Genomic DNA, 17,570 nt, shown 5'->3' with positions numbered 1-17,570 from the left:
CATGGCCGTGCTGACCGACCGGCCGGCGCCGGTCGCGCGCCGTCGCGACCGCGAGCCGCGCGCCCGGGTCAACCGCTTCCTCGGGTACGCCGTCCTGATCTTCTTCGGACTGGTCTACCTCTACCCGTTCGTGATCCAGCTCGGGAACTCGTTCAAGACCGAGCCGGACGCGGCGGCCAACCCGCTCTCCCCGATCCCCGACCCGATCACCCTGGCCGGATTCGAGCGGATCTTCGCCGGCACCAACTTCCCGCTCTGGCTCGGCAACTCGGTGCTGGTCACCGTGCTGGTCACGGTCGGCCGGGTCTTCTTCGCCTCGCTGGCCGGCTACGCGCTGGCCCGGCTGCGGTTCCGCGGCCGGACCGGCCTGTTCGCCGCCGTCCTCGCGGTGATGGCGGTGCCGCCGGTGGTGCTGCTGATCCCGAAGTTCCTGGTGCTCAATCAGCTCGGCCTCTACGACAGCTACGCCGGCCTGGTGGTGCCGCTGCTCGCCGACGCGGCCGGCGTGTTCATCATGAAGCAGTTCTTCGAGTCGATCCCGGTCAGCGTGGAGGAGGCGGCCCGGATCGACGGCGCCGGCGTCTTCCGCACGTTCTGGTCGGTCGTGCTGCCGATGGCCCGACCGGCGCTGATCACGCTGACCATCCTGTCGTTCCAGGGCTCCTGGAACGAGTTCCCGCACAGCCTCGTCTCGGTGCAGGACCCGGACCTGTTCACGCTGCCCCGAGGGCTGGCCGACCTGGTCAGCGGCTCGCTCGGCAAGGGCACCCAGTATCCGCTGAAGCTCGGCGCGGCGCTGCTGGCCACCATTCCGGTGGCGGTGCTCTTCGTGATCTTCCAGCGCTACTTCGTGCGCGGCGCCAACGAGGGCGCGGACAAGGGCTGACCGGGGGCCGGCGGTCCCGCCCCGTGTCGGGACCGCCGGCCTCCCCTGCCGAGGATCAGACCGGCGGCCGGACGGAAACTCATCGCTACGCCGGGGCTTCTTCCGCCGGGACGGCCACGTGCAGCCGGAGCTGCGGCACCAACATGTCGTCCACGTCCAGCGCCCGGGTCGCGCCGTCCGGCTCCCAGCCGGTCGAGCCGAGGAACGCCCGGGTGGCCGCGTCCGCGTCGAACGCCCAGGCCACCGCACGGGTGAGCCCGTCCGCGCGCCAGTGCTCGACCGCGGCGGCGAGCAGCCGGCTGCCGTGCCCGCGCCGCCCCCAGCGCGGCTCGACCAGCAGGTCGGTCACCGCCGCCACGCCGGAGTCGAACGCGTCGGCCGGCTCGCCCGGGGCGAGCGCCTCGGCGTCGGCCGGACCGGAGGCGGCGAACCCCACCAGATAGGATTGCGCCGCCTGTTCGACGGCGACCAGCACCCGGTGCGCGCCCGAGGGCGGCTCCTGCACCGCCGCGCCCCACCGCCGGGCCAGGTACGCCTCGTCCAGGTTGTCGAGCACGTGTCGGGGCAGGATCCGGCGGTACGCGACCCGCCAGGTCGCGAGCTGGATGCGTGCGATCTCGGCGACGTCCTCGGGACGCGCGGGGCGGACGTAGCCTGCAGCCATGGCACGTGAGCCTACGCAGGGCGAGGAGGAGGACGGTGGCGCAGGGTGCCGGGCGGACGACCGCGCAGGTCGTGGCCGTGGCGGCGCTCGCCGCGGCGGTCACCGTGTTCCTCTCCGTGGCGGCGGTGCGGCACGGCTTCTTCGACCTGAGGGTCTACTACGGCGCGCTCACCTACTGGGTCCGCGACGGCGGCGAGATCTACGACTTCCTCAAGGCCGGCACCCAGTACGGCTTCACCTACCCGCCGTTCGCGGCGCTGGTCATGCTGCCCATGGCGTACCTGCCGTGGGGCGCGGCGATCGTGGTGAGCGTGGCGGCGACGGTGGTGGTCAGCGCCGTGGTGATGTGGTGGCTGCTGGACCCGGTGGCCCGCCGGTCCGGCTGGACCCGGTGGTTCACGCTCGCGGTCGCGCTCTGCCTGGCCGCCGCGTACGAGCCGATGCGCGAGACGGTCAACTTCGGTCAGGTCAACATGCTGCTGCTGTTCCTGGTGGCGGTGGACCTGCTCCGGCTGCTGCCGGCCGGCAACCGCTGGGCCGGGGTGGGCATCGGCCTGGCCACCGCGATCAAGCTGACCCCCGGCATCTTCATCGTCTACCTGCTGGTCACCGGCCGCTGGCGGGCCGCCGCGACAGCGGTCGGCTCGGCCGCCGTCGCCACCCTGGTCGCCGCCGGGCTCTTCCCGGACGCCTCCCGGGAGTTCTGGACCGAGGCGCTGTGGAACACCGACCGGGTCGGTGAGCTGGCGTTCGTCTCCAACCAGTCGCTGCGCGGGGTGGTCGCCCGGCTCGACCCGGAGCATCCGAGCACCGTGGCCTGGCTGGTGCTCGTGCTGGCCACGCTGGCGGTCTGGGGCTGGCGGTGCCGGGCCGCGGTGGCCGCCCGCGACGAGGCCACCGGCCTGGCCCTGACCGGTGCGGTGATGTGCCTGGTCAGCCCCGTGACCTGGGTGCACCACCTGGTCTGGCTGCTGCCGGGGCTGATCCTGCTGGTCGACAACGGCATGGCGGCGTCCGCCCGCAGCCGGCGGCGCCGTCTGCTGCTGGCCGCCGCGCTGATCGGGTACGCGCTGCTGTGCAGCCGGATCGTCTGGTCCTGGGAGAAGGACTTCACCGGCGTGGACGGCTTCCTCGGCAGCAACACCTACGTGTGGATCAGCCTGGCGCTGCTGCTCGGCCTGCCGATCCGCCGCTGGGCCGTCCCGACCGGGAGCGAGGGGCCGGCGGGCGTCGCCGGGCCGGCCGGGTCAGCGGTCGAGCCGGGCGGTGTAGCGCAGCTCGCGGAGCAGGACCGGGTCGCGCCCACCGTGCAGCGGCACCGGGTAGGCGGACTCCTCGCCGTCCGGTGAGTGCCCGGCCCGCTCGTAGAAGCGGCGGGCCCGGGCGTTGTCGGCGAGCACCCAGAGCCGATACTCGGTCCAGCCCCGCGCGACCAGGCCGGCCCGGGCGGCCGCGAGCAGCGCCCGGCCGGTGCCCGAACCCCAGTGCGCGGGCTCCAGATAGATCGCCAGCAGTTCGCCGTACGCCGGGTCGAGGTCGCCCCGGTCCTGGTTGTTCCGGTACGGCCCGAACGTGGTGAACCCGGTGACCTGGCCGTCGGTCTCGGCGACCAGCGTGGTGAACGGATGCTCCGGGTCGGCGGTGCCGAGCTCGCGACGGCGCTGCGCCCAGGCGGCCGGGTTGAGCCGGCGCAGCACCTCGTCCGGCATGATGCCGGCGTACCCGGCCTGCCAGCCGTGGATGTGCACCCGGGCGATCGCCTCGGCGTCGTCCGGCTCCTCCGGTCGGATGGTGGGCACCCGTCCAGTTGTATGCCCCGGCGGGCGACCGGTCCAGCCGCCGCTCCGTCCGCGTCGTAGGAGTGGATTAGGGTCGCCGACGATGGCCGCACCGGAATCGCTCTCGCTCGCCCAGGCCCGCCGGGTCGCCCTGGCCGCCCAGGGCTTCGCCGACCCGACGCCCACCGGCGTGCCCACCCGCCGGCACCTGCGCCGGGTGCTCGACCGGGTCGGGCTGATCCAGATGGACTCGGTCAACGTGCTCCAGCGCGCCCACTACCTGCCGCTCTACAGCCGGCTCGGGCCCTACCCGACCGCACTGCTCGACACCGCCGCCTACCAGCGCCCCCGCGAGCTGTTCGAATACTGGGCGCACGAGGCGTCGCTGGTCCCGGTCGGGCTGCACCCGGCGCTGCGCTGGCGGATGGCCAAGGCGCGCGACGACGCCTGGGGCGGGATGCGCCGGATCGCCCAGGAGCAGCCCGAGCTGGTGGCGTGGGTGCGCGACGAGGTGGCCGCCCGGGGGCCGCTCACCGCGGCCGAGATCGAGCACGACGCGCCCCGGGAGACCGGCAACTGGGGGTGGAACTGGTCCGCCGTGAAGCGGGCGCTGGAGTTCCTGTTCTGGGCCGGCGAGGTCACCGCGGCCGACCGCACCAACTCGTTCGCCCGCCGCTACGACCTGCCCGAGCGGGTGCTGCCGGCGGCCGTGCTGGACGCGCCCACCCCCACCGACGCCGAGGCCCACCGCACGCTGGTGGCGATCGCGGCCCGGGCCTCGGGCGTCGCCGCCGAGCCGGAGCTGCGTGACTACTTCCGCCTGCCGGTGGCCGGGGCCCGGCAGGCGATCGCCGAGCTGGTCGAGGCGGGCGAGCTGACGCCGGTCACCGTCCCGGGCTGGCGGCAGCCGGCCTACCTGCACGCCGACGCCCGGTTGCCCCGCTGGGTGCGGGGCAACACGCTGGTCAGCCCGTTCGACCCGCTGGTCTGGGAGCGGGCCCGCGCGGAGCGGCTCTTCGGCTTCACCTACCGGATCGAGATCTACGTGCCGGCGCCCCAGCGGGTCCACGGCTACTACGTGCTGCCGTTCCGGCAGGGCGAGCGGTTCACCGCCCGGGTCGACCTCAAGGCCGACCGGAAGGCCGGCGTCCTGCTGGTGCCGGCGGCATGGGTCGAGCCGGGCGCCGACCCGGGGGAGACGGCCGTGGCGCTCGCCGCCGAGCTCTACCGGCTCGCCGGCTGGCTCGGCCTGGACGCGGTCGCCCCGCCCGCGGCCGGCGACCTGGCCGCCCCGCTGGCCGCCGCGCTGGTGGGCGTGGCCGGTGTACGGTGAGCTCGTGACGAGCGTCGACCGGCCCGCTACCGCACCCGACCCGCAGACGGACGCGCCGCCCATGCCCGCTGCGCCGTCCGGGCACGCGCCGGCGCCCGGTCACGCCGGGCCCCACGGGCACGCCGAGCCCTACGGTCACGCGGCGTCGGACGGGCACGCCGGGCCGGGGGCGTGGCCGGTCGGGGTGGCCTACCAGCCGGTCGAGCCGGATCGCTTCACCCGGCTGGTGTTGCGCCTGCACGCCCGCGCGCCGCGCTGGGCGGTGCCGCTGGCCGCGCTGGGCTGCGTCGGCCTCGGCATGACCTACGCGTTGATCAGCGATCCCACCCAGAGCGACCCGGACGCCCGGCCGACCTGCCTGCTCAAGCTCACCACCGGGCTCGACTGTCCGGGCTGCGGCGGCACCCGCGCCCTGTGGTTCGTGCTGCACGGCGACCTGCCGGCCGCCGCCCGGCACCACTTCCTCTTCGTCTTCGCGTTGCCGTTCCTGGCCTGGCTCTTCGTCGCCTGGGCGGGCAACCGGGCGTTCGGCTGGCGACTGCCCGAGCCGCAGTTCAGCCCGAAGGTGCTCGGCGGGTTCCTGGCCGCCTGGGCGGTCTTCTCGGTGGTCCGCAACCTGCCCTGGGCCCCGTTCCCCTCGCTCTACGTCTGACCGCCCGCCGGAGCGGCCGGTGCTCGGCCGGAAGGCCTTCTGCTGGCTGCCCTGTCGAGCTGAGTCGCCAGCGCCATCGCGAGCCTCGTCGTCGCGCACCGCCGTCCGCCGCCGGGCTCGGCTCGCGCCGTCGCCGTCGCCGTCGCCATCGCGCCCAGCGGCCGTCGGTACCGATGGGACTTCCGCAATCTGAGAATGATGTTCCAATAAATGAGACCAGCGGAGATCTTGGTGGAAAAAGGCCCCTGGAGGGGCCATTCGCTTCCAAGATCTTGGAGCCGAGCCGAGCCGAGCCGAGCCGAGCCGAGCCGAGCCCCGGGGCTGTGCCGCCGGGTCGGTGCTATCGCCAACGACTCAGCTCCAGAGGCGGGCCGGCGGGGAGCATGGGGCCGCGGGATCTCGAAGCCGGCGCGGCGACAGCGCCGCCCGGGCCGCGTGCCCGATTTCCGCGCCGGACGACGGGCAACTACAGTCCTCGGCATGCCGGAGATGGTGCAGCCCCAGGTCAAGCTGATCGCGTGGACCCAGTTCCAGGCGCCGGACGACGTGCCGTGGTCGACCGACGCCGACGGTGGGCAGGCGCTCGCCGAGTTCGCCGGCCGGGCCTGCTACCAGAGCTGGAAGAAGCCGAACCCGGCCACCGCGACGAACGCCGGCTACCTGGCGCACATCCTGGAGGTGGGCCACCTGAGCGTGTTGGAGCACGGCTCGGTGAGCTTCTACTTCAGCGGCGTCTCCCGCTCGTTCACGCACGAGCTGATCCGGCACCGGCACTTCTCCTACTCGCAGCTCTCCCAGCGCTACGTGCCGGAGCGGGACGCCGCGATGGTCGAGCCGGCGGTGATCGCCGATGATCCGGAGCTGCACAAGAAGTTCGTCGAGGCGTCCGAGGCGGCGGTGCGGGCGTACACCGATCTGCTGGAGGGGTTGGAGGCCCGCTTCACCGACGAGCCCAACCCGACGCTGCGCCGCAAGCAGGCCCGGCAGGCGGCCCGGGCCGTGCTGCCCAACGCGACCGAGACCCGGATCGTGGTGACCGGCAACTACCGGGCGTGGCGGCACTTCATCGCGATGCGCGCCACCGAGCACGCCGACGTGGAGATCCGTGAGCTGGCGATCGAGTGCCTGCGGCAGCTCCAGGGCGTCGCGCCGAACGTCTTCGCCGACTACGTGATCACCACGCTGCCGGACGGCACCGAGGTGGCGGCGTCGCCGCACGCGGAGTGAGTCGTCTCCCTTCGCCGCCGGGGCACCGGTGGTCGTCCGCTAGGTTGTGAACATGACGCACGACCACTCCGCCGCCCCGGACCGCGGCGCGTCGCGCCCGTTCGGGCGGGTGATCACGGCCATGGTGACGCCGTTCACCCCCGACGGCGCGCTCGACCCCGACGGCGCCGCCCGGCTGGCCCGGCACCTCGTCGACGAGCAGGGCAACGACGCGCTGGTGCTCAACGGCACCACCGGTGAGTCGCCGACCACCACCGACGCGGAGAAGGAGACGCTGATCCGCGCCGTGGTCGAGGCGGTCGGCGACCGGGCCCGGATCGTCGCCGGGGTGGGCACCAACGACACCCGGCACACCGTCGAGCTGGCCGCGCAGGCCGAGAAGGCCGGCGCGCACGGCCTGCTCGTGGTCACGCCGTACTACAACAAGCCGCCGCAGGCCGGGCTGCTGCACCACTTCACCACCGTCGCGGACGCCACCGGGCTACCGGTCATGCTCTACGACATCCCGCACCGCTCCGGCGTCGCGATCGCCACCGACACGCTGGTCCGGCTCGCCGAGCACGGGCGGATCGTCGCGGTCAAGGACGCCAAGGGCGACCTGATCGCGACGTCGGAGGTGCTGGCCCGCAGCGACCTCGCGTTCTACAGCGGCGAGGACGCGCTGACCCTGCCCGCCCTGGCGGTCGGCGCGGTCGGCGTGGTCGGCACGTCCACGCACTTCACCGGCGTGGCGACCCAGCAGATGATCGAGGCGTTCGAGGCGGGCGACCATGCCGGCGCGCTCGCCCTGCACCGGCGGCTGCTGCCGCTCTACACCGGTATCTTCCGCACCCAGGGCACGATCCTGGTCAAGGCCGGCCTGACCGCCCTGGGCCTGCCGGCCGGCCCGGTGCGACCGCCGCTGGTGGAAGCCACCGGCGACGAACTGGCCCAGCTGCGCGTCGACTGCGCCGCGGCGGGCCTGCCCCTGCCCGAATGATTCAACGACACGACGGACGCCGCCCGCGGCGTCGCAGAATGAGGTGACGCGTGACCGAGGCGCACATCGAGGGTGAGCTGCCCCCGCCGCTGCCGGAAGGCGGCCTGCGGATCATCCCGCTCGGCGGACTCGGCGCCATCGGCCGGAACATGACCGTCTTCGAGTACGACGGCAAGCTGCTGATCGTCGACTGCGGGGTGCTCTTCCCCGACGTCGAGCAGCCGGGTGTGGACCTGATCCTGCCCGACTTCGGTCCGATCCTGGACCGGCTTGCCGACGTGCAGGCGATCGTGCTCACCCACGGCCACGAGGACCACATCGGCGCGGTGCCGTACCTGCTCGCCCACAAGCCGGACATCCCGCTGGTCGGGTCCCAGTTCACGCTGGCGCTGGTCGAGGCGAAGCTGGCCGAGCGGCGCATCCAGCCGTACACGCTTACCGTGCGGGAGGGCGGCCGGGAGCGGCTGGGCCCGTTCGAGTGCGAGTTCTTCGCGGTGAACCACTCGATCCCGGACGCGCTGGCGGTGGCCATCCGCACCCCGGCCGGCCTGGTGCTGCACACCGGCGACTTCAAGATGGACCAGCTCCCGCTGGACGGGCGGATCACCGACCTGGCCGGCTTCGCCCGGCTCGGCGCCGAGGGCGTCGACCTGCTGCTCTCCGACTCCACCAACGCGGAGATCCCCGGCTTCGTCACGCCGGAGCGGGAGATCGGGCCGGTGCTCGACTCGATCTTCGCGAAGGCCAAGGGGCGGATCATCGTCGCCTCGTTCGCCTCGCACGTGCACCGGGTGCAGCAGGTCTTCGACTCGGCCGCCGAGCACGGTCGCAAGGTGGCGCTGATCGGTCGGTCCATGGTCCGCAACATGGGGATCGCCCGCGACCTGGGCCTGCTCAACATCCCGGCCGGCCTGGTGGTCGGCATCGAGGAGGCCACCAACCTGCCGCCCGAGCGGATCGTGCTGATGTCCACCGGTTCGCAGGGCGAGCCGATGAGCGCGTTGGGCCGGATGGCCAGCGGCGACCACCGGCACATCACCATCGCGCCGGGCGACACCGTGGTGCTGGCCTCGTCGCTGGTGCCCGGCAACGAGACCTCGGTCTACCGGGTGATCAACCGGCTGGCCCGGGCCGGCGCGGTGGTGGTGCACAAGGACGTCGCGAAGGTGCACGTCTCCGGGCACGCCCCGGCCGGCGAGCTGCTCTACCTGCTCAACGTGGTGCGGCCGAGCAACCTGATGCCGGTGCACGGCGAGTGGCGGCACCTGCGCGCGCACGCCCGCCTCGGCATCGAGTCCGGCGTCGCGCCGGACCGGGTGGTGCTCTGCGAGGACGGCGACGTGGTCGACCTGGTCGAGGGCCGGGCCAGCCTGGTCGGGCGCGTGAAGAGCCGGTACGTCTACGTCGACGGCCTCGCCGTGGGCGACGTCAGCGAGTCGCTGCTGACCGAGCGCCGGATCCTCGGCGACGGTGGCTTCATCGCGACCACAGTGGTGGTCGACTCGGTCACCGGCAAGGTGGTCGCCGGGCCGACCGTCTCGGCGAAGGGCTTCTCCGAGGACCCGGCCGCGTTCAACCCGGTGATCCCGCTGGTCACCGAGGCGCTGAACCGGGCCGCCGCGGACGGCATCACCGACCCGCACCAGCTCCAGCAGATCGTCCGCCGGACGGTCGGCCGCTGGGTCAACGACGCGTACCGCCGTCGCCCGATGATCGTCCCGACCGTCGTCGAGGTCTGATCCCGACCGGCCACGTTCCCGTGGCGGCCCCGCGGCACCTGAGGGTGCCGCGGGGCCTTTTCGTGGGGCCCGACGAGGTTGATTTACGGACCATTTCGTTATGCGGACAGCGTGTTCGTAAATTGGCTATCTAGGCCGATCAAAAGCGCTCTGACCTGCGGAAACAGCGACAGGTCGCTATCGCTTCGACGGGCCGGCGTGGTAGAAGAATAGGGCACGCCAGATTCCCTGTCGTGAATGCCTTTCTCCTTCTTCCCACTCATTCGCCTCCGGCGCGCTCATGGGCGTGCCCGTCGATCCCGCAGAAAGGTAGGGTTCGATGTCCTCATTGTCCCGCCTGCGCGTCTGGGCCGCACCGGCTCTCGCCGGCGCGCTCGTCCTGTCGGTGCTGTCACCACCCGCACCCGTCTCGGCAAGACCCGCCGCCGCGGCGGAGAACCACGCCGCCTCGGCGAAGCCGGCCACCTCGGCCGCGTCCACCACGTCGTCCCGGCCGACCGTCCGGACCGGACCGCTGGTCAAGCCCTCCGCGCCGGCCGCGCCGAAGAAGCCGCGCGCCGGCCACCGTGGCACCCTCGCGGTGGTCGCCTGGCAGGCGCCCACCGACCACGGCAGCGCCATCACCGGGTACGTGGTGACGCCGCACCGCGGCAAGAAGGCGGCCAAGCCGGTCTCGTTCGACGGCACGGCCACCACCCGCACCCTGCGGCTGTCGTCCGGCAAGGGGTCGTGGACGTTCACGGTGGCCGCCCGCAACGCGGTCGGGACCGGCCCGGCCAGCCCGCACTCGGCGCCCGCCAAGGTGCTCGCGCTGCCGGCCGCGCCGACCATCATCGCGGTCAGCGTGAACAGCACCACCGCGCTGCTGAGCTGGACCCCCGGCTCCGACGGCGGCTCCCCGGTGACCAACTGGGTGATCACCCCGTACGTCGGCGGCGTGCGGCAGGCGAGCCAGACGGTCGGCCCGGCCACCACGGCGGAGATCACCGGCCTGATCGCCGGCACCACCTACCGGTTCACGGTGGCCGCCCGGACCGCGCTCGGCACCGGACCGGAGTCGCCGCTGTCGTTCGCGGTGACCGCGAACGTGTCGCCGACGCTGTCGTTCACCACGCCGTCGCCCGGCGCGGTCGGGGTGGCGTACGTGACCAACTTCGGCGTCAGCCGCGGGGTGCCGCCGTTCGTCTGGTCGATCGTCTCCGGGAGCCTGCCCCCGGGGCTCACGCTGAACACCACAAACGGCACCCTGAGCGGAGTGCCGACCATCGCCGGCCAGTACCCGTTCGTGGTGCGGGTGGTGGACTCGGCAGGCCAGCAGGCCAGCCGGCTGGTGACGCTGGAGATCCGCCAGGCGCCGTCGCTGCAGAACGCGGCGCCGCCGCTGGCCGAGGTCGGCGCGATCTACTCCGACCAGTTCACAGTGGTCGGCGGCACCGCCCCGTTCAGTTGGTCAGTCACCGGCACGTTGCCGCCGGGGCTGACGCTCAACCCCGCCACCGGGCTGCTCTCCGGGCGACCCACCACGGCCGGGGCCTACCCGTTCACGCTGCGGGTGACCGACGCGTTCGGGCTCAGCGACACCCAGCAGTTCCGGCTGATCGTCCAGCCGGCCAGCGTGGTCACCCTGACCGTCGACAGCGCGCTGGCCAACTTCGGCACGCCGAGCTCCTTCCACGTGCGGATCGGCCCGGGCCTCGCCGAGGGCACCGTCACCGCGATCGACGTGCTGCCCAACGGCACCGACCGGCCGCTCGGCACGTTCCCGGTGACGTTGAACGCCGCCGACTTCGAGATCATCCTGCCGGCGTTCGGGCTGAACAACTTCCGGGTGGAGTACAACTCCAGCAACACCAACGCGGTGGTCGACTCCAACACCGTCATCGTGGACGTCCGGGCGGTGCCCGGCCAGGTCATCATCGGCCAGTTCGCCCAGTCCGGCACCGCCGGTAACAAGGACCAGTTCATCGGCCTGCGCAGCAACCTGCCGCTCGACGTGCCGATCGCCGGGTTCAAGATCCAGGCGCCGGGTGGGTTCAGCCTGACCATCCCGGCCAGCGCCCGGCCGCTGCCGGCCCGGCGGGGCTATCTCGTCGCCGGATCCGACTACTCGCTGAACAACATCCTGCCCGACCTGGTGGTGGACAACCTCGGGCCCACCGACGGCGGATTCCGCCTGGTGGCGCCGGACGTGCCCGGCACGGTGACCGACGCCGCCGGGTCCGCGCCCGGCTTCTTCCAGGGCACCGCGTTGCCGGCGTTCAGCAGCCCGCCGTACGTCACCCACGCCTGGGGCCGCATCGAGGAGAACGGCCAACTGGTCGACACCGGCAACACCCGGAACGACTTCCGGCTGGTGGCCACCGTGCTCGGCCCGATCAACGGGGTGCCGTCCGCGCTGGGCAGCCCGAGCCCCCGCAACACGCTCGGCACCTACCAGCAGAACGACGTCCTCCAGTCCACCCGGCTGGACCCGGACGTCTCCAACGCGGCCGCGCCGAACCGGGTGGTGAGCGGCAACACCATCATCCTCCGGTTCCGGCTCACCAACCGGTCGTCCACCTCCGCCATCACCCAGGCACGGCTGCGGATCACTGCCCTCAGCCAGGTCAACGGCGCACCGAAGCCGAACGGCCCCACGCCGTCGCCGCACGGCAACCTCCGGGTGATCAACCCGTCCACGCCGACCAGTTCGGTCACGTTGAGCAACGCGACCGTGGTGACCGTGAACAACCTGCGGATGGACGCGCCGGCCACCGACCCGCCCGGTGGTGGCCTGTTCACCACGCTGACCGTTCCGCTGGACCTCGGCGGTCTCGGCCCGGGCGTGTCGACAAACGTGGCGCTCTGGCTGCGCATCGAGACGCCGGGACCGTTCTGGGTCGGCTGGGACGCCGACGCGCTCGGCGGGCCGGTGCCCTCACCCGCGGTGGCGATGTCCGCCAACGGCAAGGGACACCTGCGGAAGGTCACGCCGGGTTCCGCGAAGCTCACGCCGTCGCACGTGATCAGCGGTACGGTCCGCTGACCGGATGACACGCGGTGCGGGTGACGCTCCGGCGTCACCCGCACCGCCACGTCGCGCCACCGCACCGACAGGGAAGCAGATGACCGGACGATTCGCCTACGGGCTCCGGGTCCACGGGCTGGACGACGTCACCGACCTGATGCCGGCCGAGCCCGGGGAAGACCTGCCCGAGGTGACGATCCGCCAGCACGACGGCCCGCGCCCCACCGAGGTGCCGCTGGACCGATGGCGGCAGGTGCGCCTGCTCGCCGACGGACGGCACCTCACCGTCGACCGGCGCAGCGGCACGGCCACGTTCCACGGGCCGCCGTTGACGCCGGACCTGCTCGCCCACCCCTACCTGGCGCCACCGGCCGTGGTGGTGAACCGGTGGGCGGGGCGGGAGACGTTCCACGCCGGCGCGTTCGTCCGGCACGGGCGCGCGTACGCGGTGCTCGGTCCGCGTACCGCCGGCAAGAGCAGCCTGCTCGCGGCGCTCGCCGCCCGGGACGTGCCGGTGCTGGCCGACGACGTGGCGGTGGTGCACGACGGCGCGGTCTTCGCCGGGCCGCGCTGCATCGACCTGCGGCAGCCGGTGCCCGGCGCGGCCCTGGCCGGCCGGACCGCCCGGTCGGGCAGCCGGACCCGGGTGCCGCTGCCGCCGATCGCCGTCCGCGCGCCGCTGGCCGGCTGGTTCTTCCTGCGCTGGGGTGACGAGCCGGCGGTGACCCGGCTGTCCGCAATGGACGCGCTGGGCCGGCTCGCCGCCGAGCGGTCCTGGCCGCAGTTGCCGTCCGACCCGGCCGCGCTGCTCGCCCTGGCGGCGCTGCCGGCCTGGGAACTGACCCGGCCCCGGGACTGGGCCGCCCTGGAGCGGACGTGGCGGCTGATCGTATCGGTCACCGGGACCGCCGACCTCGCCACGGCGGGCCGGCCGGCCTGATCAGCGGTCGCCGGCCAACCCCTGCGGGGCGGGGGCGCGGGGCGCCGGTGGATGCTGCCGCAACCACAGGTGCTGTACCAGCCCGGCGGTGCATTCCGGGATCGGCCACCGGCTCCAGACCGCGCGCAGCGCGGCCGGATCCACCACCGACTCGTCCACGCCGCCGCCGTCCCAGCTCCGCACGAACTCGCGGGTCGGCGCGCGCAGGAACACGTCCAGGAAGTGCGCCTTGCCCTGCCGCTGGAACAGCAGCGAGGGCAGATGGCCGTCCGCCACCTCGGCGAGCAGGTCGCGGCGGGCCACGCCACGGCGGTGACCGGCGGTGGCGGCGAGCGCCGCCACGAACCCCGGATCGAGGAACGGGTGCCGGACCAGCACCGCGTGGTTGGCACCCATCCGGTCGAACGAGGCCACCGTGAGCCGCAGGTCACGGCGGCGCAGGTGCCAGGCCATCCGCCGGTCCAGCCGGGTCGGCTCGGCCCGCCGTTCGGCCCGGTGCCGGTGCAGCACCTCCTGCGCCGCCGCCGGCCGCAGCCACGGGAACCGGTCGGCGCCCGACGGCGCCCGGCGCCACCGGGCCCGTACCCGGGCCGCCCGGCGGCGCAGCCGACGGTACGGCGAGGCCGGCAGCGGAGGCCGCCAACCGGCGAGGATCTGGTCGCCGCCGCCACCGGTCAGCATCGACCCGCCGGCCGCCAGCTCGACGATCGGCAGGTGCAGGTGGGTGTTCAGGGGGTGGCACACGCCGAAGCGGTGCAGGAACCGTTGCGCCACCGGGCCGACCAGGTCCAGGTCGTCGTCCGCGCGCAGGATCTGCCAGTGGTCCCGCAGGCCCAGCGCATCGATGATGCGGTCCTGCCAGCCCGACTCGTCAGCCGCCGGCGCCCCGGTGAAGCGCCAGGTCACCGGCACCGGCGCGGGCAGGCCGTGCCGGGCGGCCACCCGGGCGGCCACGGCCAGCACCACTGACGAGTCGAGGCCGCCGGAGAAGCTGACCAGGCACGGTGCGCGGCGGACCGCCGGCAGCACCGCCGCCTCCAGCGCCGCCAGCGGCGACGCGACGACCGGAGCCGGCGGACCGGACCGGTCCGCCGGCTCGACGCCGGTCACCAACCCGGTGGCCAGCTCGTACGGCGACGGCCAGGGTGCGGACACCCGGGTGTCGACTGTCGACTCGGTCATGTCGGCTCCTGGTGAGCGTGTCGCGTGGGTGCGCCCGGTCCTCAGATGGACGCGCCGGTGCCGCCCTGCCCGTCGCCGACGGGAAGCTCGCCGCCCTGGGTCAGCTCGGCCAGGGTGCCGAGCCGGGTCAGCCGCGGCGGCTGGTAGCCCTCGACGACCGTCTGCTGCGCGTCGGTCGGGGTTGTCTGCGGTGTCGTCATGTCTCACGTCCTCCGTGCGATTCCTGGTGGATGATGCAGTTCTGTCCGCACTGTCTATCGAAGGCGGGGCGGAGGGGATACGGCGCGTCCAGAACATCCACCCGAAGGCGTGACCCGGCCGGCTTTCGTCGCGCTGCGCACGCATCCGGTCACGCGTCGTCGAAAGGGTGCCTCAGCGCTCAACCGATCGGCGGCCGTCGCCGTACTCCCGGTCGGTCGGCGTGTCCCCGCGCCGGCCGGGAGGAGCGTGGCGGATGGACCGCAGACGGATGACAGCCATCGGCGTACTGGTGGCGGCGGCCGGACTGACGGCGGCGGTGACGCTGCCGTCGTTCGCCGGTGAGGAACCCCGGCGGGCCGCCCCCGCCGCCGACGGCGTCGCCCCGGAGGTCCTGGACGCGCTCGGCCGCGACCTCTCGCTCACCCGCGACCAGGCGGTACGCCGGCTGAAGACCGAACGGCGGGCGGCCGGCACGGTCACCCGGCTGCGCACCGAACTCGGCGCCGGCTACGGCGGGAGCTGGCTCGGCGACGACGGCGCCACGCTGAACGTGGCGGTCACCGACGCGGCCGGCGCGGCGCGGGTCGAGGCGGCCGGCGCGGTGCCGAAGCGGGTGCAGCGGGGCGTCGCCGAGCTGGACGCGGTGAAGACCCGGCTGGACGCGGCCGGCGCCGACGCGAGCCCGGACATCGCCGGCTGGTACGTCGACGTGGCCAGCAACTCCGTGGTGGTGGTCGCCCGGCCCGGCGCGGAGGCCGCCGGCCGCCGGTTCGCCGCCGCCGGCGGGACGGCCGGCCCGGTCCGGGTGCGGACCGCCGACGAGGCCCCCCGCCCGCTGTTCGACGTGCGGGGCGGCGACGCGTTCCTCATCAACGACGCCGGCCGCTGCTCGGTCGGCTTCTCGGTGGTCGGCGGCTTCGTCACCGCCGGGCACTGCGGCCGGCCGGGGGACCGCACCACCGGCTCGAACCGGGTCGCCCAGGGCACGTTCGCGGCCTCGTCGTTCCCCGGCGACGACTGGGCGGTGGTCGAGACCAACGGCGACTGGACGCCGCAGGGCGTGGTGAACGACTTCAACGGCGGCACGGTGCCGGTGAACGGCTCCACCGAGGCCCCGGTCGGCGCCTCGATCTGCCGCTCCGGCTCCACCACCGGCACCCGCTGCGGCGTGGTGCAGGCCAAGAACGCCACAGTCAACTATCCGGAGGGGACGGTCACCGGGCTGACCCGGACCGACGTCTGCGCCGAACCGGGCGACTCCGGCGGCGCCTGGCTCTCCGGTGACCAGGCGCAGGGCGTCACGTCGGGCGGCTCCGGCGACTGCACCCGGGGCGGGGTCACGTTCTTCCAGCCGGTCAACGAGATCCTCCAGCGCAACAACCTGACGCTGGTCACCGCCGGCGGCCAGCCGGCGCCCGCGGAGCCGCCGGCCGGTGGCGACCAGACCGCCCCGCCGGCCAGCACGCCGCCGGCCCCGCCGGCCGCCGGCACCGAGTGCACCGGCCAGGTGAGCCGCACCGGCCGGATCGCCGCCGGACGCGCGCAGGTGCAGCCGGACGGCCGCTTCTTCCGGGTGGCCGGCGGCGCGCAGCAGGCCTGCGTCGTCGCGCCGGACGGCGTCCGGGTGGGCCTGGAGCTGCAACGCTTCACCGGCGGTACGTTCCGCACCGTGGCCCGCGCCGACAACGCCGACGGCATGGCCACGCTGACCGCCGACACCCCGGCCGGCGCCTACCGCTACCGGATCGTCGGGCTGGCCGGCGCCGGCGAGTACACGGTGGCGTTCTCCGCCCGCTGACGCCGCCCGGCGGCCCACGGACCGCGGCCCCCGACCTCCACCGCCCGGTGGTCGGGGGCCGCGCCGCGTGGGCGGCGCGGTTCCTCCGGGCACCTCCACCGCCCGGTGGTCGGGGGCCGCGCCGCGTCGGCGGCGCGGTTCCTCCGGGCACCCCCACCGCCCGGTGGTCGGGGGCCGCGCCGCGTCGGTGGCACGGTTCGGCGGTGACGGGGCAGCGCGACAGGCGGTGCGCCTCTAGTCTCCGGTGTGGACATCAACTGGGGGTGGGCATGGCGAAGCGCGTGATGGCGGTGGCGGTCGGTGCGATGGTGGTGCTGGGGCAGGTGCTGCTCGGTGGCACCGCGGCGAGCGCCGCCGAGCCGAGCGGAGGTCTGCTGGCGTCCGGCTACGACACGACACAGCGCCTGGACCCGGTCACGGGCCAGGTGCTCGGGGTGGTGGGCGCCGGCCGGGACGCCACGGCCAGCCGCTCCGGCCGCCTCGCCTACGTCCGGGACGTCGACCCCTGCCACCCGGACACCGAGGGTTGCTTCGGTGCGCGAGACCTGCTGGTCACCGCGCGCGACGGCACGCGGGAGCGGGTCCTGGTGCACAATCCCAACGCGCAGGGCGGGGTGTCCTGGCCCGACTGGTCGCCCGACGGTCGACAGATCGCCTACTACTGGGGCACGCCCGGCGAGCGCGGGCTCAACATCATCAACGTCGACGGCACCGGCAACGACCAGTTGGTGCAGGTCGGCGGCCCGGGCACGTTCGCTCCGGACGGCAGCGCCATCGCATACGTCAAGGACGGCGACGTGTTCGTGATCGACCTGGCCACCCGGGAGTCCCGCGCGGTGACCACCGAGGGGCTCGCCCAGTTCGCCCCGCCGGACTGGTCGCCCGACGGCCGGACGATCGTCTACGCCGGCCAGTCGGAGTTCCTCACCGTTCCGGCCGCCGGGGGGCCGTCGTCGCATGCCGGCGTCTGGTCCAACCCGCTGAGCGGAGTCGGCGCGCCGGTGTTCTCCCCGAACGGGGCGAAGGTCGCCTTCACCGCCACCGAGGCGTCGTCCGATCCGGACACGTCGGGGACCCGTCGCGTCTTCACCGCCCGGGTGGACGGATCGCGACTGCGTGCGGTGGCCGACGTGGACGCGGAACTCACCGACTGGCTGCGGGTGCGCGGATAGCGGTCGGCGGGT

General features: G+C 74.0%; 15 protein-coding genes. 11 read left to right on the top strand and 4 right to left on the bottom strand.

Going from position 1 to position 17,570, the window contains the following annotated elements; genetic code table 11:
• Window position 1: 1 nt before the first annotated feature.
• Window positions 2-886 (top strand): carbohydrate ABC transporter permease, encoded by an 885-nt coding sequence (locus ACH495_RS24335; RefSeq protein ID WP_396860004.1) that lies wholly within the window; start codon window positions 2-4, stop codon window positions 884-886.
• 85 nt (window positions 887-971) lie between these two features.
• Here the strand turns inward: ACH495_RS24335 and ACH495_RS24330 are convergent, their stop codons facing one another.
• Window positions 972-1,550: a GNAT family N-acetyltransferase gene (locus tag ACH495_RS24330; RefSeq protein ID WP_396860003.1), complete on the bottom strand. Its 579-nt coding sequence runs from the start codon at window positions 1,548-1,550 to the stop codon at window positions 972-974.
• Window positions 1,551-1,585: 35 nt separating this feature from the next.
• On the opposite strand from ACH495_RS24330, the gene ACH495_RS24325 reads away from it, so the two are divergent.
• A complete protein-coding gene (locus tag ACH495_RS24325) occupies window positions 1,586-2,899 on the top strand; it encodes a glycosyltransferase family 87 protein (RefSeq protein ID WP_396860002.1) in 1,314 nt (437 codons plus the stop codon).
• On the opposite strand, the gene ACH495_RS24320 is transcribed toward ACH495_RS24325, so the two are convergent.
• Entirely contained in the window at window positions 2,798-3,349 is a 552-nt protein-coding gene (locus ACH495_RS24320; RefSeq protein ID WP_396860001.1) for a GNAT family N-acetyltransferase, read from the bottom strand. The two genes, ACH495_RS24325 and ACH495_RS24320, sit on opposite strands and share 102 nt — an antisense overlap.
• Before the next feature lie 82 nt (window positions 3,350-3,431).
• Between ACH495_RS24320 and ACH495_RS24315 the strand changes: the two genes are divergently transcribed.
• From ACH495_RS24315 to ACH495_RS24285, 7 genes are all read left to right on the top strand, one after another.
• Window positions 3,432-4,661, top strand: a complete 1,230-nt coding sequence (locus ACH495_RS24315; RefSeq protein ID WP_396860000.1) for a winged helix-turn-helix domain-containing protein — start codon at window positions 3,432-3,434, stop codon at window positions 4,659-4,661.
• Between the two features lie 61 nt (window positions 4,662-4,722).
• The gene (locus ACH495_RS24310) at window positions 4,723-5,313 is read left to right on the top strand and encodes a DUF2752 domain-containing protein (protein WP_396860064.1); all 591 of its coding nucleotides are present in this window, start codon (window positions 4,723-4,725) and stop codon (window positions 5,311-5,313) included.
• Between the two features lie 489 nt (window positions 5,314-5,802).
• The gene (gene thyX / locus ACH495_RS24305; protein ID WP_396860063.1) at window positions 5,803-6,540 is read left to right on the top strand and encodes an FAD-dependent thymidylate synthase; all 738 of its coding nucleotides are present in this window, start codon (window positions 5,803-5,805) and stop codon (window positions 6,538-6,540) included.
• 52 nt (window positions 6,541-6,592) lie between these two features.
• Entirely contained in the window at window positions 6,593-7,519 is a 927-nt protein-coding gene (gene dapA / locus ACH495_RS24300) for a 4-hydroxy-tetrahydrodipicolinate synthase (RefSeq protein ID WP_396859999.1), read from the top strand.
• Between the two features lie 50 nt (window positions 7,520-7,569).
• Window positions 7,570-9,258: a ribonuclease J gene (locus ACH495_RS24295; protein ID WP_396859998.1), complete on the top strand. Its 1,689-nt coding sequence runs from the start codon at window positions 7,570-7,572 to the stop codon at window positions 9,256-9,258.
• A 319-nt stretch (window positions 9,259-9,577) separates the two neighbouring features.
• Window positions 9,578-12,283: a putative Ig domain-containing protein gene (locus ACH495_RS24290; protein ID WP_396859997.1), complete on the top strand. Its 2,706-nt coding sequence runs from the start codon at window positions 9,578-9,580 to the stop codon at window positions 12,281-12,283.
• A gap of 79 nt (window positions 12,284-12,362) precedes the next feature.
• On the top strand, window positions 12,363-13,205 hold the full coding sequence (locus ACH495_RS24285; RefSeq protein WP_396859996.1) for a hypothetical protein: 843 nt from the start codon (window positions 12,363-12,365) through the stop codon (window positions 13,203-13,205).
• Here ACH495_RS24285 and ACH495_RS24280 read toward each other — a convergent pair whose 3' ends face one another.
• Window positions 13,206-14,387 carry an asparagine synthase-related protein gene (locus ACH495_RS24280; RefSeq protein ID WP_396859995.1) on the bottom strand — a complete coding sequence of 394 codons (1,182 nt, stop codon included), beginning with the start codon at window positions 14,385-14,387 and terminating at the stop codon, window positions 13,206-13,208.
• 41 nt (window positions 14,388-14,428) lie between these two features.
• A complete protein-coding gene (locus ACH495_RS24275; RefSeq protein ID WP_396859994.1) occupies window positions 14,429-14,587 on the bottom strand; it encodes a lasso RiPP family leader peptide-containing protein in 159 nt (52 codons plus the stop codon).
• Between the two features lie 254 nt (window positions 14,588-14,841).
• Here ACH495_RS24275 and ACH495_RS24270 point away from each other — a divergent pair, with 254 nt between their 5' ends.
• Together ACH495_RS24270 and ACH495_RS24265 are read left to right on the top strand one after the other, a co-directional pair.
• A complete protein-coding gene (locus ACH495_RS24270) occupies window positions 14,842-16,386 on the top strand; it encodes a S1 family peptidase (RefSeq protein WP_396859993.1) in 1,545 nt (514 codons plus the stop codon).
• A 269-nt stretch (window positions 16,387-16,655) separates the two neighbouring features.
• Window positions 16,656-17,558: a TolB family protein gene (locus ACH495_RS24265; protein WP_396859992.1), complete on the top strand. Its 903-nt coding sequence runs from the start codon at window positions 16,656-16,658 to the stop codon at window positions 17,556-17,558.
• The last annotated feature ends 12 nt before the right edge of the window (window positions 17,559-17,570 follow it).

It is taken from the genome of Micromonospora sp. NPDC018662 (genome assembly GCF_044391475.1).
Taxonomy (GTDB): Bacteria; Actinomycetota; Actinomycetes; order Mycobacteriales; family Micromonosporaceae; genus Micromonospora.
The sequence above is the reverse complement of the archived record's forward strand: the minus strand, read 5'-3'. Positions and strand labels throughout refer to the sequence as shown.